Source organism: Mucilaginibacter sp. R-33, assembly GCF_049949235.1.
Lineage (GTDB): Bacteria > Bacteroidota > Bacteroidia > Sphingobacteriales > Sphingobacteriaceae > Mucilaginibacter.
Genome location: NZ_CP188089.1, coordinates 3,683,282 through 3,702,795 on the forward strand (window position 1 = coordinate 3,683,282; position 19,514 = coordinate 3,702,795).

A 19,514-nucleotide genomic window follows, 5' to 3' on the forward strand; every position below is an offset into this window, starting at 1 on the left:
TTTTAATGTCCGTTGAAAATGAGGTATAAAGCGATCATGACTATCGAGAGCAGCAGCCAGGCTATTTTTACACGCCGGGTAGGTTTTGCAGTATTTTCTGTTTCAGATTGATCGGCCACGTAAACAGCCGGTGTTTTGTCAAGCAGCGAGATCAAAACGGCAGATGCCGCCAGGAACACAAATATGAAAAACGACAGCATCAGGTAATGCGGCCAAAAGCTGTACTTATCTGGTGGTAACACCCACAGGTAAACCACACCGGTACCCAAACTAAAAGCCGAACCCGCAGAAAGAATGATATTTACCGCCTTGCGGGTAGTGCGTTTCCAATAAACAGTAAGGAGGAAAACTACAGCCAGCGGCGGCGCAATAAAGCCCAATACCGATTGAAATACGTCGAACAAATTAAGCCCTTTGATACTATCGATAGCCAGCGCCATGCCTATGGCAAACAGGCATCCACCTATTACAGTGTATCGCCCTACACGGATAAGGTCTTTATTAGTGGCATTGGGGTTGATCTTTTCAGCATAAATGTCCATGGTGAACACCGTGCTCAACGAGTTTAAGGACGAACCGACGGTACCTATTAAAACGGCTATCAATACCACAATAACTAATCCATTCATCCCCGGTGGGAAAAGATTGGTCACCATGGTCATGTAAGCTAATGCAGGATCGCTCAGATGTGGAAACAGGATAAAACACAAAATGCCTGTGAGGATAAACAGCGGCAGCGATAATATTTTGAGCCAGCCAATAAAGTTAACCCCGAGCTGTCCCTGCTCCAGGTTTTTAGCGCCCAGTACCGATTGTACCATAGCCTGATCGGTACAGAAAAATGCCACGGCCGATACCGGGTAGCCCAATAAAATAGCATACCAGGGGTATTTAACATCGCTTGCCGGATGAATGAGGTTCCAATAATTTGCGGGCGTTTGATGAAATACGGCTGATAACCCACCTGCTTTGTTTACGCCCAAAACAGTCAGAGTGAGCGATACGCCGATAAGCAGCAGCATCTGGAAAACATTCACTTTGGCAATAGCCTTTAAACCGCCGGTAAAAGCAAACAAGCCCGCAAATGACACCAACACGATAACCGATTGCCACATGGGGATGCCCAGTATCTGCCTCACTAAAAATCCACCGGCAAACAAACCTAACGATAGCCATGAGATCAGCATTTTGATAAGCGCGTACCAGGCTAGGATATTACGGGTCGAATCGCCGTAACGGTTCCCCATAAACTCGGGCATGGTTGATACTTTGGCCGCTATGTATTTAGGTGCGAACACCAGCGCCAGCAACATCAGGAACACAAAGGCATACCAATCGAAATTGACGGCCACGATGCCCGTGCTGTAACCTATACTGGCAAAGGCCAGCAACATGGAAGGCCCAACATTGGTGCCCCACATATTAAAGCCAATACTTGCCCACCCCAATGATTTATTGGCGAGGAAAAGTGTTTCGTCTGTTTTGTTTTTACCACTAAAACTGGCGCGGAACCCGATTATCATCAAGATAATCAGATAAACGGCCACAACCGAATAATCCAACAGCGTGAGGCGCGATACAATATTGCTCATGCCCAGGATCATGCGCTTAACTCGTTTACGGTTAAATTAAACTCAGTCAGGATCTCGTCAACCTTTACGGGTTTGCCGCTTTGCAATGATCTGTCCATAGCCTGGAGGAGGGCGATTGTGCCGATACCTTCCTTAATATCCGGGTAAGCGGTGTAACCTTCAGTAATGCTATCGGCAAAGTATTCGAGGTAATTTTGATACTCCCCGGCGTGGTGGCTTTTGCCCTCAAACCTGAAGTAATGTTTCAGCTTATGTTCCCAGGTGATGATGCGTTCTTCGCCGGTATTATCAGTGATGGCATAGCGCAAATCCATATAGTCGCCCTGGCTGCAGCCCTCGGTGCCGCGTAAAATACAGCTCATTTCACTGTCGCGGGTAACGGGTTGCACCGGACCAGTATAGCAGCCGCTAACACGGGCAATGCGGCCATCCTTAGCTTTGAAAATAAAGTGCATGGTATCCGGGTTCTTCAAACCGCCTTTTGCACCGTTGGCACTTAGCATACCGTAGCCCATCACCTCTTCAATCTCCGGCAAATACCAGCGGATAAAATCAACCGGGTGACTTAAGCCACCGTACAGCCATTTAAAGGCCTGTTGTAGCGACCATGGCTTCTCTAAAAACCAGCGATGATCTGCATGATAATAAGCCTCCACAGTGATCAAATCCCCTATTAAACCTGCCTCGTAATCTTTACGCTGCTTTTTCATCGGTTCAAAAAAGCGTGAACTTTGACCTACAAAAACTTTTTTGCCGCTTTGCTCAACCAGTTCAAGCAGTTCGGCAGCTTTGCTCAGGTCGTCAATAAAAGGTTTTGTACATACCACATGCTTGCCATGCAATAACGCCTGTTTAACATGTTCAGCATGCAGATGATCGGGCGTATAAATGGCAATGATATCTATTTCGGCATCATTGAGCATGTCTTGGTAGCTGGTGGTATAGTTATGAAAGTTAAACTCTTCTGCGCGGTGCTTACACATTTCAATATTCATATCGCATACCATTTTCAGTTCAAGCTTTTCGCTTTTCAATACTGCCGACATGGTACTGCGCCCTTCGCCTAATCCTAATATTCCTATTTTCATTCTTATAATGATCGTTTAGTGTCGCTATTGTCCGTTACCTGTTTAAAAAACACCCAAACCTCACCTTTCCGGGTGCCGGGCACACCTTCCTGGTATTTCTTCATCAACCTGTTCCAATCATTTACCCGCGGATTATTTTCGATGGTTTTAGGATTGAGGTCCTCAAGCTTTTTTCCTTTCGGGATACTGATCACCAGCATCAGCCGGCGCCCGTTCCTGAATACAAGCAATTGCTGAAAACCGGCGTTACAGAACCCTTTGGAAACCTCGGGCCAGTTTTTAAATTGAGTGGCGTGATAAGCAATGTACTCCTGCTGCAGGCGTTCATTAGCAACCAAATTTGCCGTTAGTATAATGTTATCCCATTGCCTAGCAATGCCATTGCCGCTGCAACGCTGCTTGCGGTTAAAATCATAAAACGGGTTGTTGTAAACTGCTATTTGGCATGAGGGGTATGCTGCCTGGGCGTTTTTTTTGATGGATGCTGTGTTTAAATGCTTGCCATAAACAATGAGATGGTTATCCCAATGGTAAACGGCCGAAGCCGGCAGCCCCTGCTTGCGGGCGATATTCAATAAGGCAGTGTAATCGAGGTCCTTGCCTTGCGCCTCTGTCACTTCAACTATGCCGTAAGGGTTTGCAGCCGCCTTTATAGGAAACACCGGCAACAATAAAATCACCGTAAACCAAACTATATATGCTTTTGATATTTTCATTCTGTTTTATGATTGATGGGCCAGTTATCCCGGTTTACCTTACGATATTGAAACAGATAGCCATAAGACCGTTCTATGCCTGCAGATTGCTTTACGGCTGCATCAACCTGCGGACCGTTATTTTCCCAAACATTACCGGGACCATTAGCATTTTTCAGAAACTTATCAGCCGGGCACCAATTGTTTTTGATAGCGATGTATGACGAACCCTCGTCGGTATACAGGTAAAACCAATGCTGTGGATCATGCGCGTAAGGTGCTTTGTAAATGCTATCCACATAATTATCACTGATAACCGAACCGGGCTGTGCAGATAGTGTGTAGATGGCCGCCACATCATACATATTGCGGGCGTAATGGTGGATTTTATTAGCGATGATGCGGTTATCGCTCATGGCGTTAACGGTCTTGGTCCATCCCCAGCCCATGCTGATGCCGGTGTAGTTTACATCGCAAACCTCGTTATGCGTTATGCTGATGCCCCTAACATAACCCGCGCCAATGCCAACACAGCCCCAGTCTTCATTTGTGGCATCGGTGATTAAATTATTGGCGATGGTATCATTGGTGCAGATCTCCCGTTTATCGCCTGGGTTATAAGGCAGGTGCACTTCCTGTGCTTCGTCCGAATAAACGCCGTCAAGTACCGCTGTGCCGCCTATATCTTTAAAAAGGCTGCCTCTAACCACATCGTTATGCATGCCGCGCTGAAAGTCCAAGCCGGTTGAGGCCATATGTTCAAAACCGCAACCATCGAAGGTAATATGTGAAGCATAAGCCACCTCAACCGCTGCCTTTGGCCGGCCTACCCATGCCTGGTTTTCCAAACCTTTTTTATCCGGCGTACCGGGAATTTTAAGCTTGTAAGCATCCAGCATATACATGCCAGCCTGATGCGGGACCAAGCCTTCTTTTGAGGGACGAAGCCAGCTGCTATGTTCAAAACTGATATTTTTAAAGCTGATATAGTTAATCGGGTTGTCAACAGTGCCCTGCATTTTTACCAATGTTTCCAATTGCGGAACGGTTACTGTAGCTGTTTGCAGATCTTCGCCTTTGCGAGAGATGTAATAAATTTTATTAGCCTTCCGGTCGTGAAACCACTCGCCGGGCTTGTTCAAAAAGCTGATAGCATTGCTGAGATAAAACGCTGAGTTACCCGTTTTTTTGGAGATCCAGGGCGCTGGCCAGGGGTGCTCTGACTGGATGCGGCTTTCGGGTTGATAAAATGATAAGCGCGCGCTGTCCCCCATTACCTTAACTGCTTTAACCCTCAAAATGGCTATAGCCCACCACTGGTGAATAAACATCTCCAAACCCTTAAGGTGAGCGGTATCGGCTGAAGCAGACCATGGGATTACACAGGTTTGGGTTTTATGATCCCAGGAAAGGATGCGGTTCATGAGCGGAGCTTCGGTATCCCGGGTGCGAACAGCCTTTTCATCATTCACCCATAGTTGTCTGAATTGTAATGGCTCATCGCCTATAACGGGCCCGTCGGCAACCCAAACATTGCCTGTAGCTTCTGCCGGCAAACCGGGGATGGCATAATTTACTTTACGCCATCCACTTACCTTAATGCCACCACTTAAAACAGTTTTACCAACGCCCTCACCCTCTATAATGGTTGGACTATCAGCAGTACCTGAATCTTCCGGGCGGATAAACAATGGTTCATCTAACGTATAAACTCCAGCCGCGACTTTGATATAAATGCCACCTTTTATTGATGGATCGTTTGTTCGCCTCAGTTCACGGGCTTTCCTGATGGCCATGGCTACGGTGGCCAGCGGCTGCTCGCGGGTGCCGGTATTTGTATCGGAGCCTTTAGGCGACACCCAGATTTCGGCCGCAAAGAGGCTACCTGTCAAACTAACATTTAACAGCATTAACAAAACAACTATGCGGCGGATATTCATTTACGTTAATTACTTAGCCTGAAATATTGATTTTACATAGGTGGTATTCGCGCTGAAATTCCACTTCACGTTACGTGGGTCTTTGGCATCGCGCGAGCGTTCAATCACTAACCAGCCTGTCCAGCCCATTTTATCTAAAGTGGCTTTTACATGCTCCATGTTGATTTTAGGGTCGTTTTGCAGCCAAACGCCATCATCGTTGGTACAATGGATCTGAACAATGTGTTTTTTACCCAAAATTTTCAGCTCGCTATCCAGATCGCGGCCGTTCCTGATGGCGTTTTCAAAATTGAAATAGCTTTTGATGGCAGGCGAGCCTATATCTTTCAATAGCTGCAACTCGCCTTTGGCATCCAGCGCTGTTTCAATGCCTATTACAACTCCTGCCGTTTCGGCTATTTTGCCAACCTCTTTCAGGCGGGAAACAATAGCCGGGCGCAGTTCGGGGAATTTCATCAGGTCACCTTTTATCCCCATTGGCAAAAAGCCCACTTTAACACCCATTTGTTTCATGGTGTTGATACAGTCGGTAACAGCTTTGACCGCTGTTGGCCGTTCGGCAAATGATTGGGCGAAAAAACCGGTCATGCCCATGGATGGGATTTCCAGGTTCAGCTCTTTTGCCTTGTTCAGGAATACATTTCTGATCGAATCTTTCGCCAGTTGATTATCAAATGTTTCGCGATCGCCAAGGCCACCCATATCTACCTCTACGCCATCGGCACCAATCTCTTTAGCTAACTGAAATGCACCTAACTTTTGCCGTTTAAGGATCATCAAATCAACTACCGCAACCTTGTAGCGCCGGTTTGATGCGGTTTGAGCCATTGCAGGCACACTGCAGGCACATACCATTAATACTATCCAAAAACCTGATATCAATCTATTTTTCATAACCTATTTTTTTATTGCCCGCGCAAATACTTTCTCCAACTGATCAAAACCTTTTATTGCATTTGCGGGAAGTTTTTCGCCCTTGTCGCCAAATACATACATAGCAGGTTCTTTTTCGATGGTGACCCTTTGGTCATCGAAATTGCCGCTGCTATTTTTAATTTTATTAAGATCCAAGTGGAAATTTTTAGCTACGAAAGCATATAACGCGGCCCTTTTTGACGGACCGAAATCATGCCCCTCGTTTGGCAAGTGCACATTCTCTACCTTATCCGTAGCTCCGTAATAGCTATATATTTTCTGGAGATAAGGAAAATCATGCTCGGGCATATTGGCTGTCCAGTCCTGCCCGTCCGAGATCAGGAGTTGAGGTCTGGGTGCTGCCATGGCTGCCAGTTCCACATTATCTGTTCCGTTGCCGCATTGATGGATAGGCATGCCGCTTTCGCAAGGACATCCCCCGTAAAAATAAGATGACACCGACACAGCCGGGGCGCTTAGTTTGATCCGGTCATCCAGTGCCGTCATTAAAACGGTATGGCTTCCGCCTCCCGAGCCGCCGCTAATGCCAACGCGTTCCGGGTCGGTTTCTTTAAGTGAAAGCACATAATCCAAGATCCGGATGGCGCCAAGTGCCTGGATAGTTTGCGCCAGGCTACGGCGATGATCTTCATCTTTAAATTGCAGCAATGATTCGCCCCAGGCAAAGAGGTCGTAACTATAAGCCATTGCCCCCATCCGCGCCAGCGATGCGCAACGGATCTGGCAATCGGCCCGGTAACGCTGATGTTCCCAATGCCCGTCAGGACTTAGGATAACCGGAATCTTACCTTTAATTTTGGATGGTTTATACAGCGAACCATTAATGTACAAGCCGGGCAATATTTCAATAGCAATATTCTCAACTGTGTAACCATCAAAAATCCTTTTTGGGGTGATGATTGGTTTTGAAGCAGGTTTAGCAGGTAGGGGTGATAACTCCAAAGCCTTGTAGAGTTCCGGTTTTAACATCGCTTTACGTTGCTCCCAGGTATCACGGTCGTGGTATTGAGCGGCTATCCTGTCAAGTTCCTTCCAGCCATCGCTTACCGACCAGCGGAAGTATTCGTACTCTTTTAATTTATACCTGCCGGGAGCTTCTTTATTCACTTTCAGATCAAGAGGGGTAAGAACGTTGGCCAGGGTCGTATCCACATTGGGCCTAAAACGCCATTGGGCGTAGTTAACCCATTTGCCATCAACCTGGGCAGCAGTGTATTTGATCTTTACATGGTATTTGTCCTGCACCTCATCAAGCACCTCCTTCAGGGTCTTCCTGTACATGGCATCGGTAGTTTGCTGCGCATGGGCGGTAAAGCTCATCGCTGTGAGGCAGGTTACCAGTATATAGATCAGTTTTTTCATTTTTTTATTTTTTTGTAGAGACGCATCACATGCGTCTCCCGTGTGCCAGTCATATTCGCTTGTCCTAAAGGAGACGCATGTAATGCGTCTCTACATTTACAAAATCATGGTCATGCTGAACTTGTTTCAGCACACCACTCGCTAAGCGATCATGCTAAGCAAATTGACTACCTGTCCTGTGGGGTGCCGAAACAAGTTCGGCATGACGCTTTTTTTACCCCTCAAGGTCTATTTCACTTACAAATCCTTAGTCTCCCCAACCGGTACCGGCGGCGTATAACCATCCACCTTTGGCCAAATACCATCCTTTATTTCCTTCATTTCCAATTTCGACGGATCAATAACCACATGTTTTATCTTTTGCCTGCGCCAGGTGTAGACCACATGCACCATCCCATCCGAAGTTTGGATAACCGATGGGTAAGAATACTGGCTGATTGGTGAATCCTCCAGGATCGACGCTGCGTACCAGGTAATACCATCTTTAGATACAGCGACATTTAATGGCGTGCGGGCACCTTTAGCCAGGTTTCCCGGGGGCAAAACATGGTTATAAACCAATAACTGGCGGCCATCTTTCAAGGTCACCGCATCAGTACCGGAGTTGTTATTCGGCAGACTGGTCTTTTCCAAAGGCGACCATGTTTGTCCCCCATCTTTGGACCATGTGCTCAATATCGCCCTGTTCTGACTGCGGCAAAGTGCCTGCAGCCGGCCATCTTTATAAGTTAAAATACTCGGTTGTATAGCTTTCATATCCTTGCCATCGCTGATAGGGCCTATCATTGTCCAGTTTTTACCGAAATCTTTGGTGGCCTCAAAATGCACCTGCCATGCTTTGCCTTCGGTACTTACCGGACTTAACAGCGTGCCGTTTTTAAGCAGTACCGGTTTGTTTTTGATCGGCCCTAAAAAGCCATCGGGCAAGGCTTTTTGCTCTGACCAGCTGATGCCACCATCTTTAGATGTTTTTACAAAACCTTTCCATTTTGCAGGGCTCGGTCCTATTTTGTAGTAAAGCTGTAATTCGCCTTTGGGCACCTGGTACAACACCGGGTTCCAGCAGGCATAGCGTAAAGTATCGTTCTGGATGCCGTTGGCTACGTTGATACCTTCTGTCCATTTGCCCTTAACAAACCTGCTAACCCAGATACATACATCAGGGTTGCGTTCTTTAGTGCCGCCAAACCATGAGGCCACAAGGCCGGTTGGTGTTTCGACTATGGTTGCCGCATGGCATTCCGGGTACGGTGCTTTATCATATATAAACTCATCCTTCACAATCCCCTTGCGCCATGGATTTTGAGCAAAGGCAGTGATCATGAATAAACAGCTTACCGCACCGGCGAACAAGATTTTTTTTAACATAGTACAATTATTTTTGGTTGGCGGCTTTATCCTTTGCTGCTTTGTCAGCAGCTTTTTTCGCGATGATGGCTTTAGTATAATCACCGTATAGCTTGTGCCAGTTACGGCCGTTGCTGTTGAGGTATTGCTCGTTTTTGGTTTTGTAAATCTCAAAAATGGCCGATACCTGTTTGATATTCTTAAAATCGACAGCCTGTTCGCGGGCCTGCTTCAGGTTAGCGAGGATCGCTGCTTCTTCAACAGGTGTCAGATCCGGTACAATCGCTTTATAACCGGCCAGTGTAAAGGCTACCTTACCAATGGTGTATTTATCAAGTACGGCTTCAACCTGTTCTTCGGTAAGGTCGTTACGCAAACCAGCCATGAGGTTTTCATGTACCGATTTTGGCAGCGACGAATTAATGATAATCTGCCTGTCCATAGTACTCAAAGCTTTGCCGGTAGCCGGATCAATACCTGCCGGTACTGACTCATACGAATGACTGTTATTCCAGTCGCGGATGGCTTTGAGGTGGGTTGCAATTACATTTTTCACCCGGGTAGCCTTTGCTGTGTCCGTAAGCGACAAGGAGGCAACCCAATCCGAGGCTTTCTTATCCACTTCAGCATCGGCTTTGGCCAGTGCTTCGGGAGATGGAGCTGCTTTAGTTGCCTGTTGTCCCTGGGCTTTCAACGTGCATGACAGCGATAGTAAAACTATCAGCATAGCACCCGCTCTATTTAATTTTTTCATATCAATACTACGTTAATATTTTACTTCAAAATCATAGTCCCCCGAACCAATGCTAAGCACCGCTCTCCCATTGTCTATTTTCACTGGTTTAATATCTTTCATGGCTGATATTTTTTTCCCGCCCTCAGTTACTTCATTCATATTTTTTGCCGGCACATAAACCAATGCCGAACTATTTGGCGGCACAGTAACATGCCAGTTAAAACTTCCCTTAGTATGGGTATAACTGCTTTTCACAATACCATAAGCCGTTTGGTATGAGGTATTAACACTATCTAAACCATTAATAATTGAAGGCTGCATAACCACTTGTTTAAAACCGGCATTTACCGTTTTTATCCCGGCTATGTCCTGATAAAACCAGGCAATCAGATCGCCAAGCAACATGATGTGGTTGCGTGAATTCATGGCCGGGTTGGCGGTATCGCCGTTCCATAGCTCCCAGATAGTGGTTGCCCCCCTTTCGGCCATATAGCCCCAGCTTGGGTAGGTGGTGTTAGAGGCAATTTTCCAGGCCAGATCGGGTCTGCCAAATTCGGTAAGGCCGCGCATGAGCCACTGCGTGCCTATTACGCCGGTACTGATATGATCATGGGCTTCGTTGATCTTAGCCACAATATTTTTAAATACTGCCTGTTTATTGGCTGTTGGCGTGATCCCGAAATACAATGGCAGCAGGTTGGCGGTAACCGTATTGTTGCTGTATTTAGATGTGGCTTTATTAAAATACTTATCGTTAAACGCCCTGGCTACATTTTGCTTCGTACTGGCAAAAAACTGTGCATCAGCAGGTTTATGCAACATTGTCGCAAACTTTTTCATCAAGCCGGACAAGTGATAGTAATAAGCTGTAGCTATCAGTTGTCCGTTAGTATTCAATGATGAATCTTTGGCGTGGATCAGCTCTAACGATTCGGGGGGTACACACCAGTCGCCATATTTATCCTTGGTGACGATGTTATTTTTCATGTACTTAATCCGCATATAATCCATCCATTTTTTCATGGAGGCGTAATGCTTTTCAATGGGCGCTTTATCGGCAAACTGGCGGTAAAGCATATCGGCCACCAGGATATAAGTGCCGGGCCAGGTCATGTTATCGCTGTAGTAATTCCAGTAAGCCGGGGCTACATCAGGTATTGCACCATCCGGCCTTTGCGATTGCGCTATATCATCCAGCCATTTAGCATAGAAATTACCGTTGGCAAATACAAAGCTTTCGCCAAGCGAACCTACCGCCCTGTCGCCCAGCCAGGGCATGCGTTCGTTACGCTGAGGGCAATCTACAGGCATACCTTTGTAATTGCTCAGGATGCCCCAATATGCATTGTGATAGATCTTATTGACGATGGCGTTAGATGTTTCAAAATGACCGATGGTCGGCAAGGCATCGTAAACCACGTGCCCCTCAAAATCGGTTAATTCGGGTTTACCTGGATAACCGCTGATCTCTACATATCGGAATCCATGATATACAAATACCGGGTGCCAGATCTCTTCTGCTCCACCTTTCAATGTATAAACATCGGTTACTTTCGCATCGCGGAGGTTAGCTACATAAAGCTCATTATTGGATTGAAGGGTTTCCGCATATCGAAGTGTCACTTTATCTCCCCGGTTTCCTTTTACACGCATCTGTACCCAACCCGCCATATTTTGCCCCAGATCCAGGATCCATACATCTTTTTTAAGTTGACTGATGCTGACAGGCTTAACGGTATCCATCACCCTGATCGGTTCATTCATCTGCGCGTCAAGCTTGCCACTGGGAGCCGGCACCAGCTCGGCTTTAAGCCATTGGCTGTCATCAAAACCAGCACTGTTCCATCCCGGAAATTCTTTAGTGGCATCATATTCTTCGCCATCATACTCGTTATTGGTGCGGATGGGGCCATCGGCAGTAAAATGCCAGTTGTCATCGCTTATGATGGTTTGCTTTGTCCCGTCAGTATATTCCACCTCCAGTTGCAGCAGCATTTTAGGAAACCCAAATTCTTTGATCTTTTTAGGCTTATATTTTGGCCGCATGGTAAAATAACGGCCGTTGCCCAATACCGTTCCGATGGCATTATCGCCTCGTTTCAGATAACCCGTAACATCAAAAGTATTGTACTTAACCGATTGGGTATAGTCGGTAGGTGCTTCGGCCAAAACCTGGTCGCCGATGGCTTTCCCATTCATATACAGCTCGTAATGTCCCAAACCAACTATATAAGCAGTGGCGCGTTTGATCCCTTTATTTAAACTAAACCCGCGACGGTAATACCGGGCCGAAAGACGAGAGAACTTGGAGATGCTATCCCAGGCAAAACCACGATCGCAACCAATCCACTTAGCTCTCCAGTCAGTAGGGTTCAAAAGCCCTACGCTCCATTTAGCTGGTTGGCTCCAGGCACTTGCTCCATTGTTTGTCCAGACCCTGACTTTCCAGTAACATGCAGCACGGCTGCTCAACACTTTGCCCGCATAGTTGATCATAATAGATTCAGCCGAACTTACTTTGTGTGAATCCCACAAGTCACCCTGCCCTACTGTTAGCTTTTCGGGAGATGAGGCCACTAAAATTTGATAGGCCACCTGGTTGGTATTCCGCGTATCGCTGGTGATCTGCCAGCTAAGTCGGGGCTTACCGGTGCCGATGCCTAAGGGATTGTTCAGCATTTCACATTTCAGGTTTTGCAGGCCGATCCAGGCATCCGCATAGCAATTGCCCAGGCAGGTTAAAATAACCGCCACAGCCAAACCTATATGTGTGCCTAACCTTTTCATCAATTATTTGCCCGAAAAGTCGAAATACAGGTTCAGCGAAAGTGCGTCTTCTATATTCCTGTCGTAATTAAAATATTGGTTTTTTTGCCCGCCCGGACCCAGTTTTTCAGGCTTTTGCGATTTGGTGCCTATCGGCGTTATGCCATGCATAAACGAGATATCGCCCGATGGGAAGGCCGGAGCTGTGTTGTAAACCTTTGCCGGATTTGCAGGTGTAAACAGGCGCATAAAGACATCACGGCTGTTGCAAACTATAGTTACCGGCTGCCCGGTGGTTTGCAATTTCATCCAGTACAGGTTGGAGTAATAGCCTTTAAATTCGGGATAAACAACTTTGCCCTGCCCTGTTATGGTATTGTTATAAGTTTTATCCCAAATACCAAGCGATGTACCCTTCATGCGGTTTTTCCATACCCTGTAAGGGCCATCGCCCATATAGGTTACGCCTTTGATATTTCTTTCGGGGAAAGAGAAATTAACGCCCATTAATGTGGCGTCCTCGCCAATTGGCCAGTATTTAACATCAAGCTGTACCCAGCCCGATGGGTAGATAGTCCACTTCAATAAAGGTTCTGATTTTTTCGGCGGGAATACTGCTTCAACCACCAGGTTATCGCCCTCATAATGATAGGTGAGCTTTTCAAAACCTGTTTGATCCTGTCCTTCAATCAAAAAAGGGCCATTGTTAAAAGGGATATCGCCCTTAGCATTTTTCACACTAACCAATATACCCGAATTGCGGTTAAACGCCAGTTCGATCCCGTTACCGGTTTTTACTTTGTATATTGAATCCGTTTCGGTAATTACAGCTTTACTTCCGCCTGTTTTGGTAATGATGCGGTTAGTGATCTTGTCATGGTTACTTACCGGGAAACTCCAGGTAAACAACTCATGTTTGTTTACATCAAAAGCTGAAATATGCAGCACATCATAGTTTTGCCAGTCTTTAGGTAATTGTAGCTGCAGGTTTCCGTACTGTCCGGGCGCAACATCCGGTGAAGCAATGTTGCCGGTTTTACTTGTTGAACCAGCCATATTAAGCATAGCCAGCTTATAGCTGAATGTGCATTGTTTGAGATTAGTATAGGAATACCTGTTCTCTAAACGCAAGGTGCCGTTAAACGCCGGAGTTATTTCTCGGGGTTCGAGGTAAACCGGGCTCCAGATTTCTTTGATGGCATAATAGCTGCCTTCTTTTTCGTGGTATGGGCCTACTATACCGTCCGGGCCATGATCACCATCGCTGTCAAGCTCACCGCTTTTATCCGTACGAACCACAGCTTCATCGGCAAAGTCCCAGATAAAACCACCTGCCGAAATTGGTGTATGCCACATCTGTTTCCAGAAATCATCCAGCCCTGCACCTGCGCCACCATCGTACAAACCATGTAAAAACTCGGTCGGGAAAAATACGTCGTGTCCGTTGATACCTGTATTGGTACCGTAGTCATAATTGATATAATGCTGCGTATTTGTTCCGCGGAAGATTCCCCATGGATGGATCAGCGGGCGTTTTTGAAGATCCAGCTCATCAAACCAATGATCGAGGTTAAAGTTAAACCCACCTTCGTTGCCATTGTCCCATAGTACGATGGATGGGTGATTGATATCTTTTTCGATAAGCTCTTTTGCTAACTTTGAGCCAACCACATCGTCATAAGCATGATGCCAGCCGGTGAGTTCGTCCAGTACAAAAAGACCTAATGAATCACATACATCCAGGAAATGATCATCGGGCGGGTAGTGCGACATGCGTACGGCGTTCATGTTCATATCCTTCATCAGCTGAACATCCCCGATGCTTACCTTTTTATTTAATGCCCTGCCTGTAGTTGGCCAAAAAGAATGGCGGTTTACGCCTTTAAATTTGATCTTTGCGTCGTTTACATAAATGCCGTCATGCTCCCGCAACTCAACCGTACGAAAACCGATCCGTTGCTTTACTGTATGAACAGGCTTACCATTTTCATTTAGGGCAAACACCACATTATACAGGTTAGGAAACTCCGGCGACCATAATTTAGGCGAAGCAATATGTGTGCTGATATTGGCAACAGTGTCACCCGCATTAATCTTTACCAAAAAGGGAGCACCAAATTTTTGCCCCGCCAAGGTATACACCTGCCCTGTTACCGTGCCGCTTTTTACAGATGCCAGTTTTAGTTGTGCTTTTAAATTACCATTAGCTTTAGCGTCAACGGCATAATAACTGATGTGTGATTTAGGGGCAGCCTCCAAAAACACCGGCCTGAAAATACCACCGAAGATCCAGAAATCGCCTTTACGCTCAGCGGCGTTTACCGATGCGTTGGCCGAATGCTTGGATACCGTTACCTCCAGCAGGTTTGATTTGCCGTAGTTAAGCAAAGTGCTTACATCATATTTGAAACGGTAAAATGATCCCTGGTGAATTGCCCCGGCGGATTTGCCGTTTAGCTTCACCTCGGTATCGGTCATGGAGCCATCAAAAACAATATTGACAGCCTTGCCCTGCCATGATGTCGGCACGTTAAACTCGTATTTATAAAGCCCTTGCTCCTTGCCTCTTAAACTATCTTTCGAAAGCCCATAATTGTACTTGCCAAACCCCTGAAACTCCCAGTTTGATGGCACCGGAATGGTTGTCCATTTGCCCGAGTTGTTGCCTGCGGTACAATAAAACTGCCAGTTTACGGTATGGTCGCTCCCTGTACCCGACAGGAATAGCTTTTGTGTTTCCTGGGCATGGCTTACCGACCAGTTGATAACAAACAGTAAAGCAATCCATATTTTAAAGCAGGCAGATCTCATTAGTATATTTAGTTAGCAGTTAGAGTAAATTTCAGTTGGTTATCCGTACGGAATGGAGCAGCAGGTAAACCATCTTTGTTATAAAAATTAGGCTGTGCGGTTTCCGACCAGGCAAAGCGCGCGGCTACAGGTTTGGCAACCGATTGGGCCGATACCTCAACCGTGTTTCCTTTTATTATGGCGGTGGCGGTTACAAAATTTCCATCGGCACCAGCAATGGTGAAATCAGTAAGTGGTTTACCGTCGTGACTTACCAAGCCGGCACCCACGTGATCAAACTCAAGGATGATCTTGTCGCCGTTTATTTTCATGCTTTTGTACATCGGGCCCGAAAAAACTACCGGCTTTTTGTAGGTATTGGCAAGTGCCTGTAGTTCCAACCTTCTGCCTATTTCCCATTTAAAAGGAGGGTGAATGTTTTTAAGATCATCGTTCAGGTCGGTAGTTACAATCATCCCCGTATGCGGGATTTGCAGGGCGGCAGCTTGCGCTTCGCGCAATTCGGGTTCTGTAAATGGCGTATAAGTTACCGGCCCTTTTCCCCGGGTGTAATAATAAGGCGCTATCTGCACGTAATAGAATGGCAGCGTTTTATCGCCCCATAGCTTACGCCAGTTGTTGATGAGCGCCTCCATTTTATAGGTATAACTGATGGTTTCGCCTAAAAAGCAATTGCTTTCGCCCTGGTACCATAAAAAGCCCTTCAGCGCAAAGGGGGCAACCGGCTCAATCATTTTGGCGTAGAACTTACCGGGATCACCCTCAATTTTAATGTTGTTGGCCTTAAAATACGGAATGGCATCAAAACCCTCCTGTGATACCCAGGGCTCAATCCTGCTGCCGCTCACCGCCGATGAAATAATACCTACCGGCACTTTCAAATCATGCTGCAGGTTTTTAGCAAAGAAATACCCCGCCGCCGAAAAAGCCCTCAAAGCCGAATCTTCGGCCACACTCCATCCCGAATGGTTAGAATCGGGCTTTAACAAGTTTTTCTGCGTAACCAGGAAAATCCTGATCTGCGGGTTATGCGCGCGGTTAAGTTCATCAACAGGCGAGTTTGCGGTGCTGGTATCCGGCCTTTTCACTTTGCTGTTTTTGCGCATTTCGTACTGCATGTTCGATTGGCCGGAGCAGAGCCATACCTCGCCTACCAATATATTTTGCAGTTGGATAGTGTTGGTACCTTTTATAGTTAATGTTGATGGTTTGGCTGATGCGGGCATCGCGTCGAGCTTTACCATCCATTTACCCGCCGCATCAGCCGTAGTTGCCTTTGTTTGTTTAGCAAACTTTACTGTTACCTTTTCGCCCGGCGAGGCTGTTCCCCAAACGGGCACGGGAGCATTACGCTGCAATACCATATTGTTACCCAATATTTTAGGTAAAACAACCTGCGCCCCTGCAAGCCCGGGGCTCAGCAGGCAGATCGTCAACCAACAATATTTTATAAAGCGCAGCATTAGTAATTACTTGTTTTAAATGATTTGATGTAGAACACGGCTTGTTTCGCAGCTTCTCCTGCGTTCGGCCGGTCGAAATCCTGATCGGTTGGGGTATCGGCGTCAGGGAACCTTCTGATATTCCCGGTACGGAACACCACCCGGTTTACGCTTAGCACCGGCGCGAAAAACAGGCCAGTAAGTACATCCTTGCCGTTTACATTCACAGTATAAAAGCGGGTATCGGTATTCAGCTTGATCACTACATGATATTGCGTACCGGCTTCATACTTCATGAAGTTTTTGTTGCGATAACCGGCCTTGGTCCTGAATTGCCCTGCAGAATCAAGCGTAAGCCTGATAGCAGCGGTGCCTTTTTCATCCTGAAATTCGATGTCCAGCATACCTGTATTGTTTTGCCCGGCAGTGATGGTGAAATCGGTCATTAATTTTTTAGAAACAGGCACAACACGTTCTGCTTTGGCAAAGTCAAATGGGTCGCTATCTTTCAGGGTTAGGGCTCGTTCGCCATCAGGTGACTTGTCGATAGCCGCAGGAGCCCATTGCGGGCTGTAAGTGTTCCACTTTTCAAGCTCTTTACCTACTGGTAATTGATTAAAGATCTCATTGGCATGTACGTCCGCTTTCTCGGTTACCGGTACCGGGATGGATGACACCCAGATATCCTCCTTGTTCATGCTGTAGGTTACCCAAAGCTTACCATCAGGCGGGTTGCCGTTTCCCTCTTCAATGCCGCGTGTATATTGCGGCCCGTATGATTTATAAGCACCGCCGTAACGCATAGTGGTGATCTCGCCGTTAACTAACAGCAGGTTGGTATAATCTAATCCGTCCTTACTAACCGATAAGGCCAGCGGCCAGCGAAATTCCGAAGGGTTGTAAACCGTGGCATATTTACCGTCGGATGTGCGCTGTCCCCAGATTTTGGCATTGGCGGTTACAAAACGCGGCGCGCGGGCGGCATTTGCTGGCCAGGTTTTGCCATTATCGGTGCTGATAGCGGTTAGCGCGTATTTCCAAAGTCCAACCACACGGCCGTCTGGCAGGTGATAAAAGTTAAACGCTTTATAATCCTTATGCAGCGGGATCAGCGGATCTTTCCTATCGGTTTCCTCAACCCATTGCATCATCATCAGCGGGTTTGCCATCAGTTCATCGCAAGCTTGTACAAAACCTTTGTCCTTACTGGTTTTATAAAAAGGATATGAGGTGTTCTTTTCGTTCCATTTTGGATTATAGTGGATAAAATAGATCGGTCCGAATTTACCATTTGGCAATACTTCACGCACTACGCGACCAATGCCTAAGCCATCATTCGGGTCATCATGACCATCCAGGCAAATCCCATAAAAACCAAGCACCAGTAAGCGTTTTGATTTCGACGTATAAAAACCCATACGCTGGTGCATTACCGAATACAGGTCTTTCGCCACGCCTGGGTGCCCCTCTTTGGTAGTTCCATCAGGAATTTTATACTGAGGAAAAACTACCGTTGGTTTCGACCATGCTTCACCATCTTTTGAGGTTATGAGCAGGGTTTGTCCCGGCGGTACACTTTCACCTACCTTATCGCTCAGGTATTCAACATAAAAAGTATTATTCCAGTAGGCCAGCATCGGCGCATGGTTGTAAGTAAAACCAAACCCATCGGCCAGTTCCGGATGTTCACGGTTAGCCCTGAAGATCTGTTTGCTGTGCACGCCTATTACCGGGGTTAACTGCCCGTGATGATAATCGACATTGGCAACCGTATTGCCGCTGTAATGCACGGTATCCTGTGCATTGGCTATCCCGGCCATCGATATAAAAAACAATATGCTGATGAACTTATTCATGTTTAGCTGCTTTGGTTTGCCCGGCTGCCTGTAAAAGCTGCGCAAGCTGTTTTTTGGTAACCTTAAGTATGGTGCCGTGCTTGTGCCCTACCGGTATGCTCACGCTATCGGCCAGGTCGGTAAAAGTTTTAAAGTCGGTTGTACGCATTGCGCCATATCTTTTTAAACGGTACGAATCATAATAAATCAGCCAGTTATCACCGGCTTTGGTCATGCTGGGGCCTTCACTGAAAGGTTCGGTAAATCGCGGAGTATAATTGCTATAAGGCCCCAGAGGATTATTACTAAAGGCCACGAGGATATTACGGTTAGGCCGGGTATTATCCTTTATCACCAGTGCATAATCATTTTTGGCCCGCTTTACGATCTCAGCATCAATTACGCTAAAACCCGGATCAAGGAAAAGCTGTGAGGGGCTGAAAGTTTTAAAATCTTTAGTTGTGGTGTAATACAGTCGGTGATTGTTATTTTCATCCTCCTGTCCTTTCGGAAAGCGGAATGGTACTGTCGAGGCCCATACAATGATGAAATATTTATTATCCTCATCATAAAATAACTCCGGCGCCCAGGCATTCACCGCGGTGGGTTCGTTGGCCATTACCTCAATATGTTCTTCGGCCGACCAATGGATCAGATCTTTTGAACTGGCATAACCGATACCTTTGTCGTTTTTCCAGCCGGTTGTCCACACCAAATGGTAAACTCCATCGGGGCCCGGGGCTATGGATGGGTCGCGCATGATTTTGGCATCGCCAACCTCCGGTTTAATGAAAATATGATCGATGGCATTCCAGTGATAGGCATCATTACTGTATAAAAAACGCAAACCCTCATTAGCAGGCTCGTGAAATGACGTAAAAAGGTACACGCTTTTACCGGCTTTGCATGAAAACATCAGCGCAATGGCAAATAGTAAAGTGATATGTTTGATTCCTTTGTTCAC

At 46.5% G+C, this 19,514-nt stretch carries 13 protein-coding genes; all 13 read right to left on the reverse strand.

What is annotated here, in order from left to right; genetic code table 11:
• Positions 1-2: 2 nt before the first annotated feature.
• Positions 3-1,592 carry a sodium:solute symporter family transporter gene (locus tag ACP26M_RS15280; RefSeq protein WP_426581142.1) on the reverse strand — a complete coding sequence of 530 codons (1,590 nt, stop codon included), beginning with the start codon at positions 1,590-1,592 and terminating at the stop codon, positions 3-5.
• An 8-nt stretch (positions 1,593-1,600) separates the two neighbouring features.
• On the reverse strand, positions 1,601-2,680 hold the full coding sequence (locus ACP26M_RS15285) for a Gfo/Idh/MocA family protein (protein ID WP_426581144.1): 1,080 nt from the start codon (positions 2,678-2,680) through the stop codon (positions 1,601-1,603).
• 2 nt (positions 2,681-2,682) lie between these two features.
• Complete coding sequence (locus ACP26M_RS15290; protein WP_426581146.1) at positions 2,683-3,396, reverse strand: L-rhamnose mutarotase; 714 nt, start codon at positions 3,394-3,396, stop codon at positions 2,683-2,685.
• Positions 3,393-5,315, reverse strand: a complete 1,923-nt coding sequence (locus ACP26M_RS15295; protein WP_426581148.1) for a hypothetical protein — start codon at positions 5,313-5,315, stop codon at positions 3,393-3,395. The genes ACP26M_RS15290 and ACP26M_RS15295 overlap by 4 nt, the downstream gene beginning before the upstream one ends.
• Positions 5,316-5,324: 9 nt before the next feature.
• Positions 5,325-6,209 carry a sugar phosphate isomerase/epimerase family protein gene (locus ACP26M_RS15300; RefSeq protein WP_426581150.1) on the reverse strand — a complete coding sequence of 295 codons (885 nt, stop codon included), beginning with the start codon at positions 6,207-6,209 and terminating at the stop codon, positions 5,325-5,327.
• 3 nt (positions 6,210-6,212) lie between these two features.
• Positions 6,213-7,613: an acetylxylan esterase gene (locus ACP26M_RS15305; RefSeq protein ID WP_426581152.1), complete on the reverse strand. Its 1,401-nt coding sequence runs from the start codon at positions 7,611-7,613 to the stop codon at positions 6,213-6,215.
• Positions 7,614-7,850: 237 nt separating this feature from the next.
• Positions 7,851-8,981, reverse strand: a complete 1,131-nt coding sequence (locus ACP26M_RS15310; protein ID WP_426581154.1) for a sialidase family protein — start codon at positions 8,979-8,981, stop codon at positions 7,851-7,853.
• Between the two features lie 7 nt (positions 8,982-8,988).
• Entirely contained in the window at positions 8,989-9,714 is a 726-nt protein-coding gene (locus ACP26M_RS15315) for a DUF3826 domain-containing protein (protein ID WP_354486645.1), read from the reverse strand.
• A 12-nt stretch (positions 9,715-9,726) separates the two neighbouring features.
• Entirely contained in the window at positions 9,727-12,483 is a 2,757-nt protein-coding gene (locus tag ACP26M_RS15320) for a family 78 glycoside hydrolase catalytic domain (protein ID WP_426581156.1), read from the reverse strand.
• 3 nt (positions 12,484-12,486) lie between these two features.
• On the reverse strand, positions 12,487-15,273 hold the full coding sequence (locus ACP26M_RS15325; RefSeq protein WP_426581158.1) for a glycoside hydrolase family 2 TIM barrel-domain containing protein: 2,787 nt from the start codon (positions 15,271-15,273) through the stop codon (positions 12,487-12,489).
• A gap of 8 nt (positions 15,274-15,281) precedes the next feature.
• Positions 15,282-16,736: a sialate O-acetylesterase gene (locus tag ACP26M_RS15330; RefSeq protein ID WP_426581160.1), complete on the reverse strand. Its 1,455-nt coding sequence runs from the start codon at positions 16,734-16,736 to the stop codon at positions 15,282-15,284.
• Positions 16,736-18,571, reverse strand: coding sequence for a six-hairpin glycosidase (locus ACP26M_RS15335; protein WP_426581162.1), 1,836 nt, complete (start codon positions 18,569-18,571; stop codon positions 16,736-16,738). The genes ACP26M_RS15330 and ACP26M_RS15335 overlap by 1 nt, the downstream gene beginning before the upstream one ends.
• A complete protein-coding gene (locus tag ACP26M_RS15340; RefSeq protein WP_426581164.1) occupies positions 18,564-19,514 on the reverse strand; it encodes a glycoside hydrolase family 43 protein in 951 nt (316 codons plus the stop codon). Before ACP26M_RS15340 ends, ACP26M_RS15335 begins: the two co-directional genes overlap by 8 nt.

What these genes read in the sequence shown, in the direction of transcription:
- ACP26M_RS15280 (WP_426581142.1), bottom strand. Translation starts at nt 1,592, where the DNA reads ATGAGCAATATTGTATCGCGCCTCACGCTGTTGGATTATTCGGTTGTG.
- ACP26M_RS15285 (WP_426581144.1), bottom strand. Translation starts at nt 2,680, where the DNA reads ATGAAAATAGGAATATTAGGATTAGGCGAAGGGCGCAGTACCATGTCG.
- ACP26M_RS15290 (WP_426581146.1), bottom strand. Translation starts at nt 3,396, where the DNA reads ATGAAAATATCAAAAGCATATATAGTTTGGTTTACGGTGATTTTATTG.
- ACP26M_RS15295 (WP_426581148.1), bottom strand. Translation starts at nt 5,315, where the DNA reads ATGAATATCCGCCGCATAGTTGTTTTGTTAATGCTGTTAAATGTTAGT.
- ACP26M_RS15300 (WP_426581150.1), bottom strand. Translation starts at nt 6,209, where the DNA reads ATGAAAAATAGATTGATATCAGGTTTTTGGATAGTATTAATGGTATGT.
- ACP26M_RS15305 (WP_426581152.1), bottom strand. Translation starts at nt 7,613, where the DNA reads ATGAAAAAACTGATCTATATACTGGTAACCTGCCTCACAGCGATGAGC.
- ACP26M_RS15310 (WP_426581154.1), bottom strand. Translation starts at nt 8,981, where the DNA reads ATGTTAAAAAAAATCTTGTTCGCCGGTGCGGTAAGCTGTTTATTCATG.
- ACP26M_RS15315 (WP_354486645.1), bottom strand. Translation starts at nt 9,714, where the DNA reads ATGAAAAAATTAAATAGAGCGGGTGCTATGCTGATAGTTTTACTATCG.
- ACP26M_RS15320 (WP_426581156.1), bottom strand. Translation starts at nt 12,483, where the DNA reads ATGAAAAGGTTAGGCACACATATAGGTTTGGCTGTGGCGGTTATTTTA.
- ACP26M_RS15325 (WP_426581158.1), bottom strand. Translation starts at nt 15,273, where the DNA reads ATGAGATCTGCCTGCTTTAAAATATGGATTGCTTTACTGTTTGTTATC.
- ACP26M_RS15330 (WP_426581160.1), bottom strand. Translation starts at nt 16,736, where the DNA reads ATGCTGCGCTTTATAAAATATTGTTGGTTGACGATCTGCCTGCTGAGC.
- ACP26M_RS15335 (WP_426581162.1), bottom strand. Translation starts at nt 18,571, where the DNA reads ATGAATAAGTTCATCAGCATATTGTTTTTTATATCGATGGCCGGGATA.